This window comes from Streptomyces sp. NBC_00212, from assembly GCF_045206365.1.
Classification (GTDB): Bacteria; Actinomycetota; Actinomycetes; order Streptomycetales; family Streptomycetaceae; genus Streptomyces.
Window position 1 is genome coordinate 225,690 of sequence record NZ_CP108115.1, and the last position, 16,547, is coordinate 242,236.

Annotated in this window: 21 protein-coding genes and 2 pseudogenes; 10 read left to right on the top strand and 13 right to left on the bottom strand. The window is 67.4% G+C overall.

Annotated features, from left to right (window positions below):
* Positions 1–64: 64 nt before the first annotated feature.
* Positions 65–583, bottom strand: coding sequence for a YcxB family protein (locus OHA17_RS01270; RefSeq protein WP_406503201.1), 519 nt, complete (start codon positions 581–583; stop codon positions 65–67).
* A gap of 154 nt (positions 584–737) precedes the next feature.
* On the bottom strand, positions 738–1,094 hold the full coding sequence (locus OHA17_RS01275) for a hypothetical protein (RefSeq protein ID WP_406503203.1): 357 nt from the start codon (positions 1,092–1,094) through the stop codon (positions 738–740).
* A gap of 322 nt (positions 1,095–1,416) precedes the next feature.
* On the opposite strand from OHA17_RS01275, the gene OHA17_RS01280 reads away from it, so the two are divergent.
* Together OHA17_RS01280 and OHA17_RS01285 are read left to right on the top strand one after the other, a co-directional pair.
* Complete coding sequence (locus tag OHA17_RS01280) at positions 1,417–1,851, top strand: hypothetical protein (RefSeq protein WP_406503205.1); 435 nt, start codon at positions 1,417–1,419, stop codon at positions 1,849–1,851.
* A 249-nt stretch (positions 1,852–2,100) separates the two neighbouring features.
* Positions 2,101–2,481 carry a hypothetical protein gene (locus OHA17_RS01285; RefSeq protein ID WP_406503207.1) on the top strand — a complete coding sequence of 127 codons (381 nt, stop codon included), beginning with the start codon at positions 2,101–2,103 and terminating at the stop codon, positions 2,479–2,481.
* A 7-nt stretch (positions 2,482–2,488) separates the two neighbouring features.
* Here the strand turns inward: OHA17_RS01285 and OHA17_RS01290 are convergent, their stop codons facing one another.
* A complete protein-coding gene (locus OHA17_RS01290; RefSeq protein WP_406503209.1) occupies positions 2,489–2,680 on the bottom strand; it encodes a hypothetical protein in 192 nt (63 codons plus the stop codon).
* Positions 2,681–3,166: 486 nt separating this feature from the next.
* Here OHA17_RS01290 and OHA17_RS01295 point away from each other — a divergent pair, with 486 nt between their 5' ends.
* Complete coding sequence (locus tag OHA17_RS01295) at positions 3,167–3,439, top strand: hypothetical protein (protein ID WP_406503211.1); 273 nt, start codon at positions 3,167–3,169, stop codon at positions 3,437–3,439.
* 105 nt (positions 3,440–3,544) lie between these two features.
* Here OHA17_RS01295 and OHA17_RS01300 read toward each other — a convergent pair whose 3' ends face one another.
* Both OHA17_RS01300 and OHA17_RS01305 read right to left on the bottom strand, forming a co-directional pair.
* Positions 3,545–3,880 (bottom strand): hypothetical protein, encoded by a 336-nt coding sequence (locus OHA17_RS01300; protein ID WP_406503213.1) that lies wholly within the window; start codon positions 3,878–3,880, stop codon positions 3,545–3,547.
* A 453-nt stretch (positions 3,881–4,333) separates the two neighbouring features.
* A complete protein-coding gene (locus tag OHA17_RS01305; protein WP_406503215.1) occupies positions 4,334–5,560 on the bottom strand; it encodes a hypothetical protein in 1,227 nt (408 codons plus the stop codon).
* Positions 5,561–5,845: 285 nt separating this feature from the next.
* On the opposite strand from OHA17_RS01305, the pseudogene OHA17_RS01310 reads away from it, so the two are divergent.
* Positions 5,846–6,124: pseudogene (locus tag OHA17_RS01310) on the top strand (transposase); the annotation flags it as partial.
* A gap of 96 nt (positions 6,125–6,220) precedes the next feature.
* On the opposite strand, the gene OHA17_RS01315 reads toward OHA17_RS01310, so the two are convergent.
* Both OHA17_RS01315 and OHA17_RS01320 read right to left on the bottom strand, forming a co-directional pair.
* Positions 6,221–6,637 carry an SRPBCC family protein gene (locus tag OHA17_RS01315; RefSeq protein WP_406503217.1) on the bottom strand — a complete coding sequence of 139 codons (417 nt, stop codon included), beginning with the start codon at positions 6,635–6,637 and terminating at the stop codon, positions 6,221–6,223.
* 28 nt (positions 6,638–6,665) lie between these two features.
* Entirely contained in the window at positions 6,666–7,037 is a 372-nt protein-coding gene (locus OHA17_RS01320; protein ID WP_406503219.1) for a VOC family protein, read from the bottom strand.
* Positions 7,038–7,203: 166 nt separating this feature from the next.
* On the opposite strand from OHA17_RS01320, the gene OHA17_RS01325 reads away from it, so the two are divergent.
* Complete coding sequence (locus OHA17_RS01325; RefSeq protein ID WP_406503221.1) at positions 7,204–7,659, top strand: hypothetical protein; 456 nt, start codon at positions 7,204–7,206, stop codon at positions 7,657–7,659.
* A gap of 37 nt (positions 7,660–7,696) precedes the next feature.
* On the opposite strand, the gene pip is transcribed toward OHA17_RS01325, so the two are convergent.
* Positions 7,697–8,659: a prolyl aminopeptidase gene (pip, locus tag OHA17_RS01330; protein WP_406503223.1), complete on the bottom strand. Its 963-nt coding sequence runs from the start codon at positions 8,657–8,659 to the stop codon at positions 7,697–7,699.
* A 192-nt stretch (positions 8,660–8,851) separates the two neighbouring features.
* Positions 8,852–10,102 carry an IS256 family transposase gene (locus OHA17_RS01335; protein ID WP_406503225.1) on the bottom strand — a complete coding sequence of 417 codons (1,251 nt, stop codon included), beginning with the start codon at positions 10,100–10,102 and terminating at the stop codon, positions 8,852–8,854.
* 82 nt (positions 10,103–10,184) lie between these two features.
* Here OHA17_RS01335 and OHA17_RS01340 point away from each other — a divergent pair, with 82 nt between their 5' ends.
* The 3 genes from OHA17_RS01340 to OHA17_RS01350 all read left to right on the top strand — a co-directional run bounded on the left by OHA17_RS01340 (position 10,185) and on the right by OHA17_RS01350 (position 12,796).
* A complete protein-coding gene (locus OHA17_RS01340; protein ID WP_406503227.1) occupies positions 10,185–10,655 on the top strand; it encodes a helix-turn-helix domain-containing protein in 471 nt (156 codons plus the stop codon).
* Positions 10,656–10,840: 185 nt separating this feature from the next.
* Positions 10,841–11,197: a hypothetical protein gene (locus tag OHA17_RS01345; protein WP_406503229.1), complete on the top strand. Its 357-nt coding sequence runs from the start codon at positions 10,841–10,843 to the stop codon at positions 11,195–11,197.
* A gap of 141 nt (positions 11,198–11,338) precedes the next feature.
* A complete protein-coding gene (locus OHA17_RS01350) occupies positions 11,339–12,796 on the top strand; it encodes an NF041680 family putative transposase (RefSeq protein ID WP_406510611.1) in 1,458 nt (485 codons plus the stop codon).
* Positions 12,797–13,363: 567 nt separating this feature from the next.
* Here OHA17_RS01350 and OHA17_RS01355 read toward each other — a convergent pair.
* Together OHA17_RS01355 and OHA17_RS01360 are read right to left on the bottom strand one after the other, a co-directional pair.
* A complete protein-coding gene (locus tag OHA17_RS01355; RefSeq protein WP_406503231.1) occupies positions 13,364–13,861 on the bottom strand; it encodes a hypothetical protein in 498 nt (165 codons plus the stop codon).
* A 14-nt stretch (positions 13,862–13,875) separates the two neighbouring features.
* A complete protein-coding gene (locus OHA17_RS01360) occupies positions 13,876–14,412 on the bottom strand; it encodes a hypothetical protein (protein WP_406503233.1) in 537 nt (178 codons plus the stop codon).
* 300 nt (positions 14,413–14,712) lie between these two features.
* Here OHA17_RS01360 and OHA17_RS01365 point away from each other — a divergent pair, with 300 nt between their 5' ends.
* Entirely contained in the window at positions 14,713–15,261 is a 549-nt protein-coding gene (locus tag OHA17_RS01365; RefSeq protein ID WP_406503235.1) for an FG-GAP repeat domain-containing protein, read from the top strand.
* Positions 15,262–15,426: 165 nt separating this feature from the next.
* Here the strand turns inward: OHA17_RS01365 and OHA17_RS01370 are convergent, their stop codons facing one another.
* A complete protein-coding gene (locus OHA17_RS01370) occupies positions 15,427–15,855 on the bottom strand; it encodes a hypothetical protein (protein ID WP_406503237.1) in 429 nt (142 codons plus the stop codon).
* Positions 15,856–15,875: 20 nt separating this feature from the next.
* Positions 15,876–16,175 (bottom strand): annotated as a pseudogene (locus OHA17_RS01375) (DUF2637 domain-containing protein); the annotation flags it as partial.
* 94 nt (positions 16,176–16,269) lie between these two features.
* On the opposite strand from OHA17_RS01375, the gene OHA17_RS01380 reads away from it, so the two are divergent.
* A complete protein-coding gene (locus OHA17_RS01380) occupies positions 16,270–16,500 on the top strand; it encodes a hypothetical protein (RefSeq protein ID WP_406503239.1) in 231 nt (76 codons plus the stop codon).
* Positions 16,501–16,547 lie beyond the last annotated feature (47 nt).

Genomic DNA, 16,547 nt, shown 5'->3' on the forward strand with positions numbered 1-16,547 from the left:
CGCAGTCGGCCTGCCTGGTCTTGGCGGGGCTGGTGTTTTTGGGTCGGTGCGTGTCAGGGATGGGTCAGACGCGCGCTGTATGCCGGTCGAGCTCTGCCCGCAGTGTGTCCAGGTCGCTGGTGCCTCGCTTGGGCAGGACGGTGAGGCAGGACGCGTTCTTGTCCGTGCTCAGCAACACGAACAGGTGCGGTGTCTCGACGTATCGGGGTGCTGCCTGCCGGGCCAGCGTGGTGGCGGCCTGTTGATGCCCGATGGTGAAACCGGTGTCCGCGATGGTCGCCCGGTACTCGCCGTGGTTCGCGGTGGGCTTGTGGAACTGGCGGGCCTGGAGGTAGGGCATGGCGACCATGAGCACACCGAACACGGCGATCCCCACCATCATCGGTATGGGGAGGCTGCCGCCGGTCGCCAGCGCCATGATCCCGCTTGCCAGGGCCACCGAGCCGCACACGAGCATGATGACGCGCTGACGACGGGCAGCGGCCGAGGCCCTCGCACGGGCGCGGAGAGCCTCCTTGAAGTCTTCTACTGTCAGTCGGTAGGAAAGCCCCATCCCCGAGACCGCCTGCTCTTCCCTGCTCATGTACGACCATTCCCCCGCTCATTTCGGCTGTCCGACGGGGAATGGTAACCGCCAGGTCGCCCGGTGCTCCGCAGCCGTGTGGACCCCGGAGCACCGGTGACCGGGCCGGGCTGCTGTACAACATGAAGAAGCTCCTCAGACAGCGTTCGAGATCTCATTCCATGTCGAAGGCGGCGAGAGTGGCCGTGCGGCCACCACCTCGTGGCCGCACTCCGCGAAGTACTGCGCCAGTTCGCCAACGGCATCCGAAATTCTTGCCGGAGCCCATGCTGGTCCACCCGGACACGCAGATCGTGGAGGCGATGGTGTCCTGGGTGACGTCCGGGTTGTCTGCGCCGGGCTGACAGGCCGGGTCCGGCAGCGGCATGTAGGACTGCGAGCACGCCCCGGAAGCCGCGGTGGCGGGGGCAGCGTGGGCGGCGGCGTGAGCCATACCGGTGCCGACGGCGAGGCCGGCCGTGGCCAGGGCGAGGGAGGCGGCCGCGGAGACGAAGCGGCGTATCGGGCTCATAGGAGTCGTCCCGCGGGCGGTCATGAGATATCCCCGCTGGTGATTCCGCACAGCCGACGCCATGTGTGATCCTGACGGGGATGACGTGGCCAGCCTCTGGTGCTTGAACGGGCGCCACGAACCATCCCTCACCCCACGACCACGCTTACTGAAGCGCTGCGGACGGCGTTGCCTACTCCCCCGAGCGAATGGCTGACTGCCCTTGACCACCATCAATCCACACCCCACCACGGGCCGGATGCCGGGACGGACCTGGACCATCCGACTGGCAGGCCACGCCGACCACACCGCGACGCTTACCTGCAGCACCGCGGCTTGTCGCATGCCTCCACGCTCGCCGGACCTCGCCAGGCTCCGCGCGTTCGCCGCGGCTCACGCCGCCGCCCATGCCCGCGCCACCGGCACCCGTCCGCATGCCGCCTGCGCCTGCCGCGCCCACGAGTGCGCCGCCCATGAACCCAGCCCAGTGTCCTGTGCGGGACAGACCGTGCTGATCCTGCGTCACGACCCGTCCATCGGCCAGGTCTGGACCCTGTCCGAGGTCTGCGCCGCCTGCGCCGCACGCACCCCCCACACCCAGATCATCGCCCGCACCACCCCCAGCGGGACAAACCCGACCGCCGAAGCAAAGCACGCGATCCGGCCCGTCGCCGGAGGCTTCTCCGCCCCCGCAGGCCCCGGCGGCCCGCCCCCCGAACCTGGCACCCGGCGCGCCCCCAAGGCCCGCCACTACCGCGACCAACGGCACCACACCTGACCCGCACCGCACACGGGCCGGCGGGCTCCCGCCATCAGCTGCCGTCGTACGTCCGCAGCCCGGGCTCAGCTCGCGCAGCCGCCTCGACACCGGGCGCCGGCCACGTCATACCCCGTGGCCAGTCCCGAGCGCCCTTCGCGAGCCATCGCTGCACCAGGGGCCAACGCCCTGTCGGCCCAGCTACGCGGCCCATCTGCCCCAGCTCACCACGGCCGTTGACCTTTCCCCCGCGAGCGGGTTGACCACGGCATGAGAAAGACCCTGCCCGCCGTCCTCGCGGCCGCCGCGCTGGCCCTGTGCCCCGCCCCCGCACACGCCAACGCCACCGTCGAAAACGGCAGAGTCGGCATCCACGTCCAGAGATCCGGCCCGCGCGTCGACAGCGTCGACGGATACATGGCCGGCCACGACACCGGCGCCCGCGCCCACTTGTACGCCTTCGCCGCAGGACCGACCCCGCACAACGTCACCGGCTGGAAGAACGCCACCCGCCGCAGCTGGGGCCTGACCAAGACCTCGACCGTCAGCTGGGCGTGGAAGGGCGGACATACCTTCCCTGCCGGAACACGCCTGTGCATCGCCTTCAACAAGGCCCCCGGCGACAACCCATGCGCCATCATCCACCGATAGAAGCCCGTCAGGCTGCCGCCGATGAGCCCCCGGCCCGCATCTCCTCCAGCACAGCCTCGGGCACCTGCCCACCGACCGGCACCCCCACGATGCGCACCGCGGCGCCCTTGGCCTTGAGTTCCTTCTCCCGGTCCTCGGCCGCGCCCAGCGAGTAGGAGCCGTCGACGATCACACTTTGCGGCTGCCCTGCTCTAGCCATACCAGCTTGTAGTTCTTCACCTGGACTCCGTTCTTCACGTCCCGGCCCGCCACCACAGGCGAACACGTGATCCGTCGTGGCCTCCGGCACCGACACTCACGTCCGCGCCCGGAGGCAGCAGCGCGGTCTCTCGTGCGCCTCGCGCGGATCCGTGGGCCCCGGGCCGATGCCCGGGCCAGGTTCACGTCGGCATGTGCATCGCCGCACCGCGCGCATCCCTTCAAGGGCTGCAAGCCGCCAGGAGAACCGGTCCTCGCGGAAAGTCGCAGGTCGCAGCTATCGAATGAGGCTCGTGCATCGGCCATGCTCACTCCGGCCCCACTCCTCAACTCCCCTTGCGTGGCTAGCCCCTGCCTCCTTACATCCTGCTGCTCGGGATCGGACAGACGCGTTCGTCCACGTCCGGCCCCGCGACACCAACCGCGCGACCCGTAAGGCTCCGCCCCTGTCGGTGTGCTCCCGCACGCCCTGTCCCGAAGGATCTCCGTGCTCGCCAACCCCACTCCCCCCGCGCCGGCCGCTCCCGCCGGCGGTCCCGCCCAGCCCCCGGCCGCACCGCCGGCGCCCTGGCCGGCCTCCCGGTGGAGGAACATCGCGCTCGCCCTCGGCGCTCTCGCCTACCTCCAGCTGATGGCGATGGTGGTCGTCCTGTGGATCCCGTACCCGTCCGTCCGCGAACCGCTCCAGGTGACCCGCGGGATGCTCGTCTTCGCCGCCATGGCCCTGCCCGCCCGGATCAGCGCGGTACGACGACGATGACCCACCCCACCCACCACCACTTACCGAAGGAGCAGCCTGCGGTGCCCCGGCAAGGGCACCGCAACGGTTGACGAACAGCATCGCCGCCTCCGACAGCCGGCATCCTCAGGTGTCGCCGACCGGGCCGCCGCCCAAGTCCCTGGGGATGCGGGGCAGGATGCCACTACCCGCCGCGCGGCGCGGGCGCAGTGCCCGGTCCAGCAGGTCGAACCAATCCGGCTTGTCGGCGAGGTGCACGTTCCACTCCAACAGCCCGGTCCAGGAGCGCACCAGCTCGACCGCGATGGTGTAGGTGAACACCGGGCCCGCGCCGCAGCCGTGGTGACGGACCGCCCACTTCACCGGGCGTGCCCCGGGCGCCAGGCGGAACAGAGCATGCGGGTCCACGTCGGCCTTCACCTGCCAGACACGCAGCGCCCGGTCCGCCTTCGCGGTATCCACTTCGAGAACACCCTCACCATCGGGCACCCCGCCTAGGCAGACATCACACACGGACACCAGGTTGTCGACGATGCCAGGCCCCGCTCTCTGTTGCTTCCGGGACCCTACCCAGCACAGAACCCGCCGGCACGACCCTCACCTCGGGACGCGGATCCCGCAGCCCCGAGCGGTTCGGCGGCTATCGGTCAGAACCTGAATATCCCGCGGATCCTCGGAAGAGGAGAGAGGTCAGACCCGCAAGGCGCAGCATGATCTGCAGCATCACCCACAAGGCCACCGCTGCAGCGAGCCCCACAGCTGCCCACCGCAGCGCCTGGCGCATCGAGGCCGGCCGCCGCCCCGGGCTGTCGACGAACCGACCAGGGCGGCGCGCGCCAACGGGTCCCTGGAGCCGAAGGCCACTCAGAGTGCCGGAACGCCAAGCAGCGGCGCTTTGCTCACGTAGCAGCCCCCTCACCCCGAGAGGTTCGCCGAGATGATCGCGCCGATGAAGCCGTCCGTCGCGACCTGGCGCGCGTGCCAGGAGTCGGTGCCCGGTGCGGCGACATACATCCGGAAGAAGAAGAGCGGATCACCGCTGGATCCGGTGCTCAGACCCACATCAGGGTCTCGTCGGGCGTAGTTCTCCATGGTGACGTAGTCCTTGCCGCTCGACGCGATCGCCGTCCCGAAGTGGTACTCGAAGGTGTTGTCGTTGCCAGCCGCCCGGTTCTGCTTCCGCTGATCCTCCTGCGTCGCATCGCCGTAGCCGACCGTGACCAGAATGTCCCCCGGGTTCGGCGTGGGCATGAACTCGCTCATGCCCAGGGCGCCCAGGGTCTGGTCCACCGCCGCCGGGTTCTCCTGCACCAGTGCCTGGAAGCGGGCGCTGAGGTTGGCTCCGTACGCGAGATACGCATCCGGGCCCGCAGCCGCGGCCGCCGTATAGCCGGTCGCCAGGGAGCTGCCGTCGATGCGGTCAATGAGCTGGGCGAGTCCCTTGTGCCACTTCTCGATGCCTGGCGTGGCCGGGTTGAAGGCGCCGCTCACGAACGCCGCCATCTCGTTGCACCGTTGCGGCGTCCGGACGTCGAGACCCTGCTGGACCTCCTGGCCCTGCTGGCCCTTCTTCTGGACCTTCGGCTCCACCCGGTACAGCTTGCGCTCGCCCTGATCGCCGGTCAGGAGAAGGTACTTGGAGGTCTTGACCAGCCTGACGGCGCCCTTCAGCTTCGCATTGGCCTCGTCGATACGCGTACTCGTCGCGAAGAACACCTTGGGCTCGTTCACGCCGTCCTCGATCGCCAGATCGTGTGCGCTGGAGATACGCAGCGGCACGCTGCCCGCCCGTACCAGATTCGGCGTGAGCTCTGCCGGGTTCTCGAAGTAGCTGCCGTCGCGCTCCTGTTGGCTCACGAAGAACTCGTTGTCGGTGGTCAGATTCTGGTCCTTGCCCAGGATCTTCCGCTTCCGCTTCTGCGGGTAGCCGGGGTCTTCGGGCGCCACCGTCTCCGCCCGCTGGGCGGTCGCCGTCCGCTGGATCGCGCGCACCACCGCCATGTTGCCCGCCACCCGCTGGAGGGCTGCGGCCTCGGCGGGGTGCAGCGCGGCACGGTGCTGGAGCGGGCGGGCGGGTGCCGTGCGGTGGACCGGCCGTGGGCGCTCCGCGCCGGGCCCGGACGGCCTGTCGTGTGCCCGCATCTCGTGATCCTCCATCCTCTCAGGTAGGGGGCGTATCTCGCGATCCCTCGAACTCCATCCACCCTTACCTCGCCACGCCCGCAGAGCCAGAGATGCACGGGCACCGTCGCGGGCAAAGAGAACTGCCCGTGCAGACGGACAGAACCAGACGGCTTAACTGATCGTTTCAGATTGCGGCGCGTAGTCGTCTCAAGCAGATGATGGCGCGGGCTAGGGATTGTGTGAGGTCGTGATCATTGTCGGGTGCCGTCCCCGTGTGGGAATGGAACCTGGTAGGACTCCGGTGTGAGGCGCAGTCAACTCACCGACGCGTGGGAAATTGATCGAGCATTTCCTGCCGACAGGCGAGTACGGCCCGTTTCCCGAGCGTCTGCGGGACCAGTTCGAGGGGGGTGATCTGGCGGTTCCACTCCAGTACCCAGTACCCAGTGCCCAGTGCCCAGTGCCCAGTGGCGGGAGATGCCCGCTGAGTTCGGCCCGTGGCCGACGGTCAACGGACGCTTTCGCATCTGGAGGGACGCCGGCGTGTTCACCGCGCTGGTGGAGGGCCTGTGCCGGACCGGAGGCGTGACATGGGCTATTTCGTCCGCTACTTGCGCCAGCGTGCAGCCCGGGAGCTCTGCGGTCCGGGCTGCACGCTTGTCCGGCCCCGCGTCGTCCTCAATCGATCGCGGTGGCCTCGCGGTCCAGGGTTGCCTTGATGACGCGGAGTCCCTGATCGACCATCTCGGCGATGGGCGCACCGAGGTTTTCCGGCGTCACATCGATGATCCAGACGAAGCGGCTCCGGTTCCCCTCTCCGGCGAGCACCTGCATGGAGGCGTGGTGGTGCGTGGGCTCCAGGGAGCCGCCGACCACCGCGTAGGCGATGCGCCGGGTCTCATCGTCGATGTCGACGATGAGTTCGCGCACCACGGCGCCGTTGGCGAAAGTGACTGTCCTGACGTCGTTGTCGACACGGGTGTCGGTGACGTACCCCGGTGCGAGGCGGTGGTGGACCTCACCGAAGTCGCGGATCGCCGCCCACACGTGGTCAGGGGTGTCCTCGATCAGCGCTTCACGGTGGATGGATGCCATGGGTCTGTCCCTTCTCGGAGTGGAGCGGTCAGTCGCCGGCCGGGGCAGCGGTGAGGCAGAACGGGTGCCCCTCTGGGTCGGTGAGGACGATCCACTGGCCCTCGCCCGGCTGGCAGCCGGGCCGGGAGGCACCCAGGTTGAGCAGTTCCTCGGCCGCGGCGTCCAGATTGGAGACGGTGAAGTCGAGGTGCATGTACGTCGTGCCGTCGGGCCAGCCCGGCGCCTCATGGCCGTCGACGCGGACGAGGGCGAGCTGGATGGAGGGGCCGCTGCCCAGGGAGACGGAGTCCTGGTCGCTGTGGATGATCTCCCAGCCGGTGGCCTTGTGGTAGAACGCGGCGAGCGCTGCCGGGTCTGCGCAGTTCACGACGACCGTGCTGAGCTGCTTCAGAACAGACATGCCGATGACTCCTGAAAATCGATAGTGGAAGTGAACGCAACGGCATACGAGGGGAGGAGCGGGGAACCCATCGCACGCCGCAAGCGTCCTCCCGGCAGCGCGCCCCGGTCTTGAAGATCCTTGCAGCCGGGCGCGGCTGTCAGACCTCGCGCGTAACGTGCAAAGGATGCTCACAGCCATTCCCGTCGCCAGCCGCCCCGACTTCAGCATCAGCGCGGTGACCTGCCGTTCCGACCACACCCGCTGGTCGGCGCCGGAAGTACGCACCGACTACCGCGTGGTGCTCGTGCGCCGCGGACGGTTCCACCGGAAAGCCGCAGGCGCCCCGGCCCACATCGACACGACCCTGGCCTACATGGGCGCACCGGGCGAGGAGGAGAGCTTCGCCCATCCCGCCGGCGGCGACGTGTGCACGTCGATCAGCGTGACACCAAAACTGTGGCGCTCCCTCGCCGGAGACACCCAGGCACCGGCCGTCCAAGCCCTCTACGTCGATCCAAGCCTTGACCTTGCCCACCGCCGCCTGCTCGCCGCCTCCGGCTCCGGAGACGTCGACTACGCGCTCTCCGAGGAACTGCTGGCCCTCCTCGCGACCGGAGTAATTGTCAAATCATGTGGATGAGTGAAACCGAAGGTGCGTTCTGGGGCTGTGGCTCGGGTCAGTTCCGGCCCGCGAACTGCTCGATTGCCTTCCGGATCTCGGCCTGCATGGTCGAGCTGCCGGTGTGTCCGGCGTCCTCGACGATGACCAAGCGCGCGTCCGGCCAGGCCTGCGCCAGTTCCCAGGCTGTGATCGGCGGGCAACCCAGGTCCTGACGGCCCTGGATGATGACGCCGGGGATCCCGGCCAGCCGCCCGGCTTCCTGGATCAGGACGCCTTCCTCCAGCCATGCCGCGTTGCTGAAGTAGTGCGCGCAGATCCGTACGAACGCCTGCTGCGTGGCTGATGCCCGGTTGCCGTGGTCGGTCGCGGTGCCGTCCTGCTCGACGGTGAGGACCGTGTCCTCCCAGGCCATCCAGTCGGCCGCAGCTTTCGACCGGACCTCGGGATCCGGGTTCTCCATCAGCCGCGCGTAAGCGGACAGCAGGTCGCCTTCGCGGTCCGCCACCGGGACGCCGTCGCGGAACCGCTGCCAGGCCTCGGGGGCGAATCGTCCGGCGCCCCGGTACAGCCAGTCGAGTTCCGAGCGTCGGGACGTCATCATGCTGATCAGGATCATCTCCGTGACGCGCTCCGGGTGGCGCTGGGCGTAGGCCAGGGCTAGCGTCGCGCCCCAGGAGCCGCCCTTGACCAGCCACCGGTCGACGTCCAGGTGCTCGCGCAGCAGCTCCATATCGGACAGCAGGTGCTCGGTCGTGTTGAGGCTCATGTCGGCGGCCGGATCGGCGGCATGTGGCGTGCTGCGACCGCAGTTGCGCTGATCGAACCGGATGACGCGGTAGCGCTCCGGATCCCAGGTGCTGATCGGGCTGGCGCCGCCGCCTGCGCCCGGTCCGCCGTGCAGGTTCACGGCGGGCTTGCCGTCGGGGTTCCCGGAGACGTCCCAGTAGATGCGGTTTCCGTCCCCGGTGTCGAGCATCCCGCGGTCGTAAGGTTCGTAGGGCGGGTAAGGGCTATTCATGTGATGAGAGCGTAGTGACTGGACTTCCTGGTCACGCGGCCACGGCGGCAGGGCGATGGGAGTTCCGGCAGCGGGGTGCTCGGCCAGGGTCGACACTCAACGGACTTTGAGTGCGCATCCGGCCGCGGTGACCTCCTCACGCTCGAAGGGGCCTCGGTCCGGACTACGGCGCCCAGGTAGGGCGCGTGGTCGTCAGGCTGCCAGTTCCTTTCGCTCCACGAGTCGGCCACGTTCGAAGCGGGCTCCCGTGCGGACCAGGGGCACCAGGTGGGAGCCGGTGATCGCGCGCCAGCGAGCCTGCGCCGACTCCACCAGCTTGAACACCATCGCGAGCGCGGCGGCCGGGCTGCCGGCGCCGCGGGTGACCTTGGTCCGCAGCTTCACGGTGGAGAACGTCGACTCGATCGGGTTCGTGGTCCGCAGATGGATCCAGTGCTCGGCCGGGAAGTCATAGAACGTCAGAAGCTCCTCTGCGTCGTCGGTGATCTTCGCGACGGCCTTGGGCCACTTGGTGCCGTAGGTCTTCGCGAACGCCTCGATCGCCTTCTCGGCGTGCGCGCGGTCCTCGGCGTTGTAGATCTCCTGCATCGCCTTCGTCGCGCCCGGCTGCGCTGATTTCGGCAGGGCGTTCGAGACGTTGCGGGCCTTGTGAACCCAGCACCGCTGATGCCGGGCGGCGGGGAACACCTCGGCCAGTGCCTTCCACATGTCCATCGCGCCGTCGCCGACGACCAGTTCAGGGTCGTGCATGCCGCGTCGTCGGCAGTCGCGCAGCAGGTCGGCCCAGGACTCGGTGGACTCACGCAGGCCCTCGGCCAGGGCGATCAGCTCCTTGGTGCCGTCCAGGCGGACGCCGAGCAGGACCAGGACGCACGAGTGCGCCTGGCTGAGCCGGACCTTGGGGTGCACCCCGTCCGCCCAGACGTAGACGTAGTCTCGGTCGGACAGGTCGCGGTCCTGGAAGGCGGCGTGGTCGTCGCTCCATTGCTTCGTCAGCCGGGTGACCGTGGCCGGCGACAGTCCGGCCGCCGAGCCAAGGAACTGCTCCAGCGCGGGCACGAAGTCCCCGGAGGAGAGCCCGTGCAGGTAGAGCAGCGGCAGCACCTCGGAGATCTTCGGGGTCTTCCGGCACCAGGGCGGCAGGATCTTGGAGGAGAACCGCTCGCGCTCGTCGGTGGCTTCGTCCACTCGGCGGTCGTTCACCCGCGGAGCGGTGACCTCGACCGGGCCTGCCGCGGTGACCACGGTCCGGGGCCGGTGATGGCCGTTGCGAACCACCAGGCGCCGTCCCCGCTCGTCGGTCTCGGCAGCCAACTCGGCTATGTACTGGTTGACTTCGGCTTCCAGTGCGGCGGCCAGCATCCGGCGGGCGCCCTCGCGAACGATCTCGTCGATCAGGGAGCCGTCTCGTGTCGAGGCGTCGTCATTCACTGCGGTGAGCACGGGCGTGCTTTCCCGACCCGCGCTGCGAACGCGGGCCTACTCGGTGACCATCAAAGGACCACCGGGAAAGGACGCCCTCCGCGTGCCCTCCCGGAACCGATCCACAAGTCCTGAGCATTGCCCCGCGACCGCCATACGCCGCACCGCAGCCGGCCCGACCCCGCTGGACTCCACACCCTCCGGGCGCGACCGGCCCCTCATCGCAGCCGCCCGCGAGGCGATCACCGAAGCCCACCCCCTGTCGGACACGCTGTTGTCGCTCGCCAAGCTGCTCGGCGCCTCCCCCTATCGCCTGAGCCGGGCCTTCCCACGCGAACTCGGCGTGACGGTGACCCACTACCGCCAGCGCGTCCGCATCGGCAGGGCCCTCGACCGCCTGGAAGCCGGGGAGAACAGCCTCAGCACCCTCGCCGCCGACCTCGGCTACGCCGACCAGACCCACCTCACCCGCACCATGCGCCAACACCTCGGCCACACACCGACGGCGCTTCGCCGTCTGCTCAGGGCTCGCACCGTTTCTGACCCGACTCCTGGAAGCGAACTCCCGACCTGAGCTTGGCATTTATCCTCGGTTGCCCCTCGGCGGAGTGATCACGTTGGTTGTGCCGGTCGGGGAAAACCTTTATCGACGCAGGCAGCAGCGCCTCTAGCCTGCAAGCCATGCATCAGGATCGAAGGCGTGATCGACGACCAGTCCGCCACGCGCGGCCGGTGGTAGTCCGGCATCAGGCTCCGGCCATGGCCGAGGGAACTGATGTCGTGCTCGTCGGCTACTTCTCCAGCAAGCAGAAGGACTTCGCCGAGTTGATGGAAACGGCGGCCCAGCAGGCGACGAATCACGGTGCGCGCGTCGTGGGCCGTATCGTTCAACGCCGTGGTGTCTCGGACGGCGGGGCCAAGAAGATAGCCCTCCCCTATTCCTCGCGGACTCTCCTGAGCTACGGAAAGGTCCGTGAAGTAGCCGCGCTCTGCGAGCAGACCAACGCCGACGCGGCGCTCTTCCTGTCAACCCTTACCGAGCGCCAGCACCGCGTACTGACGGGGATGCTCGGCTGCCCCGCTGTGAGCCTGGCCGATGTAATGGCAGCTGGCTGAACCGTCCTTCAGCAACGGTCCTCGAACAGTGACCCGTACGTCGGCGCTCGGTGGGAAGTTCACCGGACGGGCGGACGGCGCTCGCGGGAGCATGCGTTCCGTCATGGAACCGCACTCATACGTAAGGCTGCAGGAGTGAGTCTGCTGGACCACAGTGCCCGTTACGAGGCGTTCGACTTCACGTCCCACTTTCGGGAGGACTTCTACACGTGCCTGACTCGGCGCGGTGACACGCTGTTCGAGTTGTGCGACGCGATGCTCTGTGAGGACGGCCCAGTGACCTCGCCGGTCGATCTGACGTTGCTGGCCGAGCATCGACGTGGGCACGGGGCGTTGTACGACGCGCTCAACAGTGGCCGCCTCGACGTGGGCGGGCTGCGAAAGGCGCTGGCGACGCTGCCGCAGCCGAAGGCCGCGGACGGGCGCCTGGTCCTGGCCGTCGATGTTTCCGCGTGGCTGCGGCCCGACGCCCCGACCAGCCCGGACCGCCTGTTCTGTCACGTCTACGGCCGCTCGGGACGTTCCTCGGACCAGTTCATTCCGGGCTGGCCGTACTCGTTCGTCGCTGCCCTGGAGACGGGACGTACGTCGTGGTGCCAATTACTCGACGCGGTCCGGCTCGGCCCCGCCGATGATGTCGCCGAAGTCACCGCCGCCCAGGTTCGCCGCGTCGTCACCGACTTGATCGGCCAGGGCCAGTGGGAAGTCGGTGACGACGACATCCTGGTCGTCTCCGACGCCGGCTACGACGCCCCGCGCATGGCCTACCTCCTCTGCGGTCTGCCGGTCGAGGTGCTCGGGCGGATGCGCTCGGACCGGGTGATGCGCCGTCCGACGCCCTCGCTCAAGGAGTACGCCTCGTCCTATCCCCAGGGCGGGCGGCCGCCAAAACACGGCAAGGAGTTCCGCTTCGCCAGGCCCGATACCTGGGGTGAGCCCGACGCGGAGACGATTCAGGTCACTGACCGCTACGGCTCCGCCCAGGCCATGGCCTGGGACCGCATCCACCCACGGCTCACCACCCGCTCCGCGTGGATCGACCACGACGGCGAACTCCTCATCATCGAGGGCACCTTGATCCGCCTGACGGTGGACCATCTGCCCGGCGGAGGCGATCCGCTGCCGGTCTGGCTGTGGTCCTCCAAGACTGGCATGACCAGCGAGGACGTTGACCTGCGGTGGCAAGCGTTCTTGAGGCGCTTCGACCTTGAACACACTTTCCGTTTTGTGAAGCAGACGCTCGGCTGGACACGTCCCAGGCTCCGCCGCCCCGAGGCCGCGGACCGGTGGACGTGGCTCGTGATCGCAGCGCACACCCAGCTCCGGCTCACCCGCGAGGCCGCAGCCGATCTCCGCCGCCCCTGGGAGAAGCGGGCCGAACCCGCCCGGCTCACCCCGGCCCGCGTCCGTCGGGGGTTCAGGAACCTCCGCCCTCACCTGCACAGCCCGGCCCGTGCACCCAAACCCTCAACTCCAGGCCCAGGACGCCCACTTGGCTCGAAGAACCGGCGACCCGCCACCCGTTACGACGTGGGCAAAACGACCAGACGCCCTGAAAGCATCGCCGAACGTAATCAACTCAAAGCTCACAAACCATAAAAAAACAAGCTCAGAGCCTGTGTCTAAACTCCGGCCGGATCAGCGCGACGAGTGTGGCGTCGGCAGCAGCGAGGAGCCGTCCGGCCGCCTAATCGGAAGGGACGGCCCCCTCGACGAAGTACTCCAGCCCTGGCTTGAACTCCAGCCGGGGGACGGCAGCCAGCACCTGGAGTTGCAGGTCACGGGGCACTTCATAAGCAGCGCAGGCAAGCCACTCGTCCTCCCCTGCCGGGGGGGGGCAGACGGCGGTCGAAGAGGTCGCGTATGCGCAGGATCTCTTCCCGGCTGAGTTCGGTGACATGGGCTGGGCGTTCGTCAGCATCCCACCCGGTCAGTTCCCAGATGAGTCGATCGTCGGTCGTGTCGTTCACAACAAAAACGATGGACACGCAGGTGACGGGCCTGCCAACTTCGCCCGAACACGCATCACTTCATGTGCGTCCACACACCCAACATGCACCCGAACAGGCCCGGCAGAAAGACCTACCGGAGTCCTATTAATAAGCCGAAACGGCCCACCCGTTGGACGAGTGAGCCGTCACGAAAATTCAATTCTAGGGGCCTATGTTATGAGAATTCGGGCAGCCAATCCCAATCTCCCGGGAATTCACACAATCGCGCGAAGCTCGACTCGAGGCACTCGGAAAGCGTGGGACAGTCGTAGCGAACAAATTCGAATTCGCCGAGTGCAGACCCACCGAGCGAGATGGTCCAAGCATTTCCATCGCTCATGATTCTCTCGCTGTCCACCTTCAGGATGGTGGTTACGCCAGCACGCCCCAGGCTCTCCAGTAGAGACTCGATTCCTGCTGCGTCGGAGATTGCCGAGAGGGAGGGAACCCATTGCCAGTCGCCCGGGAATTCATTCAGTTTGGAGAATGCTTCGCCGAGTCCTTCGTCGAAGCTTGCCCGTTCTAGGTGAATGTACTCCCCTTCTCCCAAGACGGGGCCGGACATGAAGACGGTCCAGGTTTCATCAGCCTGCGCCATCTTCTCTTCGTCTACTTTGAGGAGGACATTCACGCCTGAGCGCCCCAGGCTCTCCATCAGTTGTTGAACTTCCATTGTTCCTGCTTTCACTAGCGTCCGCTAATTGCTCTGCCGATAGCAGTCGCGTCTGCCAGTTTGCCCTCACCCACCTGGAAGACGATGTCCGAGAGCATGCCGGGGGGGACAACGCTTGAGACGTTGTTCCGCTGCACTAGGAGCTCGGCGACCTCGATAGTAGTCCGCTTGACTCCATCGTCAAAGGTGTGACCTTTGACGAGGCCGTATATGACAGCGCCTAGCTTATCGTAGAATGAGTTGTAGTAGCTGGCACTGGCAAGGATTTGCTCCGGGTGGTTGCGCAGGATGATTCCGGTTCCACCGACCTTGCGGTTGATTGCCACGATCTCGTCGGCAGTCACTCCCACCTTGAACCCTCCGTTGACTGCACGGAATGCTCGTGTTCCATTGGCCAGGGCCTGCACGCCTTCGGCGATTTCACCGGCTGCTTTGAGTCTGCCGATGGGAAGGACCATCATCGCGGCCATGCTGCATTTGCCCAGGGTCGGGTCTTTAATGCAGTCCTTGACATCGTTGAGCCCAGTGACTTGCCAAAAGATGGCGGTCATAGTGGGGTCGATATCGAGAGGCTGAAAGTAGTGGTCGCCTCCGGATCCCGTATCGAGCATGCACAGCGGGAGGTTATCCCGGCTGGGGTACGGAATGCAGGGCTTCTTCTTCGCAGCCTGGTTCTGCTGCCTACGCTGCTCTTCTGCCGCCTTGCCCTGAGATTCTATTTCCTGGTTGCGCAGATTGCCGGTGATGGACCAGGCCTGCGAGGCGGCGGTATCCGCTTCTTCCTTGCTCTTGCCGGCGGCGAGAGCAGAGGCCTTGGCCGAGGCTGCTGCGCTGTTTGCTGCTTCGGCCGAATGCCGAGCGTAGGTGGCGGAGAATTCTGCCTGGGCTGCGGACTCGGCGGCAGCGTCGGCGCCCTGTACAACTACGGTGTCGAGAACGGCCGTAACCACACCGCGCTGTTCACCTTCAGCAGCACCGGGGGCAGCTTCAAGGCTCCGGTCAAGGCCTGGGACAGTGACAGCGACTCGTGGAACTGGAATGCCAGCAAGCTGACCGCCGGAGACTACAACGGCGACGGCAAGGCCGACATCGGCATCCTCTACAACTACGGCCAGACCAATGACGGACGCAGCCAGACCGGCCTGTGGACCATGGCCGGCACCACCGACGGCGTCAGCGCACCGAAGAAGGTCTGGGACAGCGGATCCGACAGCTGGAACTGGAACTGGAGCGAGGTCGTCTCCGGCGACTTCAACGGCGACGGCAAACAGGACATCGCCGCCTGGTACACCTACGGCCCCGGCCTCAACGGCCGTGACCGCTCCCGCCTGTTCACCTTCACCAGCATCGCAACCGGCATGAACGCCCCCACCGTCCAGTGGGACAGCTCCATCAGCTGACCAACCCTCGGCAGCGGCGGTCGGACTCCTTGCCCGGAGCTCCTCGACCGTGTGCTCGTTGAATCGGTTGCCTCAACCCCAGTAGGTGCACACCGTCGGGCCCGCGAAGGCATTCAACTACGCGGGCCTGACGCGTTCCCGGAGTCCTCTCCAGGCGACAGCGGGTCACCTGGCCATGGCCCGACCGCGTTCGCTCAGTACGTCGAGCGCGAGCAACGGACCGTCGTTCCCCGCCGGCACGCCGAACGGATCGTCGTCGAGAGCCAGGAGCACGACGTACGGCTCGAAGTATGAATCTCCAACCAGAAGAACCGCCGCGACAAGCTGAGCGGCCGAGCAACTCGCCTTGCGCGCCAAGTTCGGCGCGGACAGAACCAAGACGTCGTCGACAAGCAGAATTCTCTGCCTGGTGAGGTCAGTGTGCAGGTGCAGGTCGTCGGCATGCTGGCGGGCAGCGAGCATTGTGGCTTCCCAGCCACCACCGGCCGACCGGGCTGTGGCCGTGGTCTTGCCGAATACCGCTCGCCGCATGGCGAGTACGGCTGGTTCACCGCGAACCGTCCTCACGTCCTCACGGCCACCGAACGCGATCACGTCAGGGCTCTGGCTGCTGTCGCAGCGCCCTTGAAGGCGATCGCCGCAGCTGTGAGCAGCCAGGCGGTCTGGTGAAGCGGCGGGAAGGGGATGCGCATCGAGGTGAGCAGCAGGTCGAGGGCGAGCAGCACACAGATGCCCGCGTCGATGCCGATCGGGAGGACGTAGGAGAAGTTCCCGAAGCCCTTCTTGAGCGCGAGCTCGCGGACCGCCGCGTACGAACCCGCGAAACCGATCCCGGCGATCACCACGGCACCCGCGACCACCACCCCGATCAGAATCCGGTGCGTGCGTGTCTGGCCCGTCCTCCGCGCCCTCAACTACTGCCGCGCCTCCCCCGGTCTGAGCAACCCTGCGCACTCTCACGCAGCGCCACGCCGCGGGCTGGCGTTCGAGATTCGGCTCAGGGCAGTCATGAAGGATCACCCTCGCGTCAGCGTGGAGGACGCGCGCGCCGACCGGTCTCCGCCGGTGCGGGGTCTGTACGCTCACCGGCTGCCGTGCACCGCGCAGATCATGCGCAACCTGCTGCGCGGCGCCCAGGGCATCATCGAGAGCGTCCCCGAAAGCGGCACGTCCGACCTCAGTCCGAGAGCGGCCCAGGCTGCGGAGGCGGTAGCCGTGCTGGGCGCGGCTCTGGGATAGTAGGGGGACCTCCTCTGTCTGGAGGAGGAGTGCGCGGTCGCGGGGCC

Coding starts and splice junctions, on each gene's coding strand:
- OHA17_RS01365 (WP_406503235.1), top strand. CDS start 14,713: ATGCCGAGCGTAGGTGGCGGAGAATTCTGCCTGGGCTGCGGACTCGGC.
- OHA17_RS01345 (WP_406503229.1), top strand. CDS start 10,841: ATGGCCGAGGGAACTGATGTCGTGCTCGTCGGCTACTTCTCCAGCAAG.
- OHA17_RS01380 (WP_406503239.1), top strand. CDS start 16,270: ATGAAGGATCACCCTCGCGTCAGCGTGGAGGACGCGCGCGCCGACCGG.
- OHA17_RS01305 (WP_406503215.1), bottom strand. CDS start 5,560: ATGCGGGCACACGACAGGCCGTCCGGGCCCGGCGCGGAGCGCCCACGG.
- OHA17_RS01325 (WP_406503221.1), top strand. CDS start 7,204: ATGCTCACAGCCATTCCCGTCGCCAGCCGCCCCGACTTCAGCATCAGC.
- OHA17_RS01285 (WP_406503207.1), top strand. CDS start 2,101: ATGAGAAAGACCCTGCCCGCCGTCCTCGCGGCCGCCGCGCTGGCCCTG.
- OHA17_RS01280 (WP_406503205.1), top strand. CDS start 1,417: ATGCCTCCACGCTCGCCGGACCTCGCCAGGCTCCGCGCGTTCGCCGCG.
- OHA17_RS01360 (WP_406503233.1), bottom strand. CDS start 14,412: ATGACCGCCATCTTTTGGCAAGTCACTGGGCTCAACGATGTCAAGGAC.
- OHA17_RS01320 (WP_406503219.1), bottom strand. CDS start 7,037: ATGTCTGTTCTGAAGCAGCTCAGCACGGTCGTCGTGAACTGCGCAGAC.
- OHA17_RS01315 (WP_406503217.1), bottom strand. CDS start 6,637: ATGGCATCCATCCACCGTGAAGCGCTGATCGAGGACACCCCTGACCAC.
- OHA17_RS01270 (WP_406503201.1), bottom strand. CDS start 583: ATGAGCAGGGAAGAGCAGGCGGTCTCGGGGATGGGGCTTTCCTACCGA.
- OHA17_RS01275 (WP_406503203.1), bottom strand. CDS start 1,094: ATGAGCCCGATACGCCGCTTCGTCTCCGCGGCCGCCTCCCTCGCCCTG.
- OHA17_RS01355 (WP_406503231.1), bottom strand. CDS start 13,861: ATGGAAGTTCAACAACTGATGGAGAGCCTGGGGCGCTCAGGCGTGAAT.
- OHA17_RS01290 (WP_406503209.1), bottom strand. CDS start 2,680: ATGGCTAGAGCAGGGCAGCCGCAAAGTGTGATCGTCGACGGCTCCTAC.
- pip (WP_406503223.1), bottom strand. CDS start 8,659: ATGAATAGCCCTTACCCGCCCTACGAACCTTACGACCGCGGGATGCTC.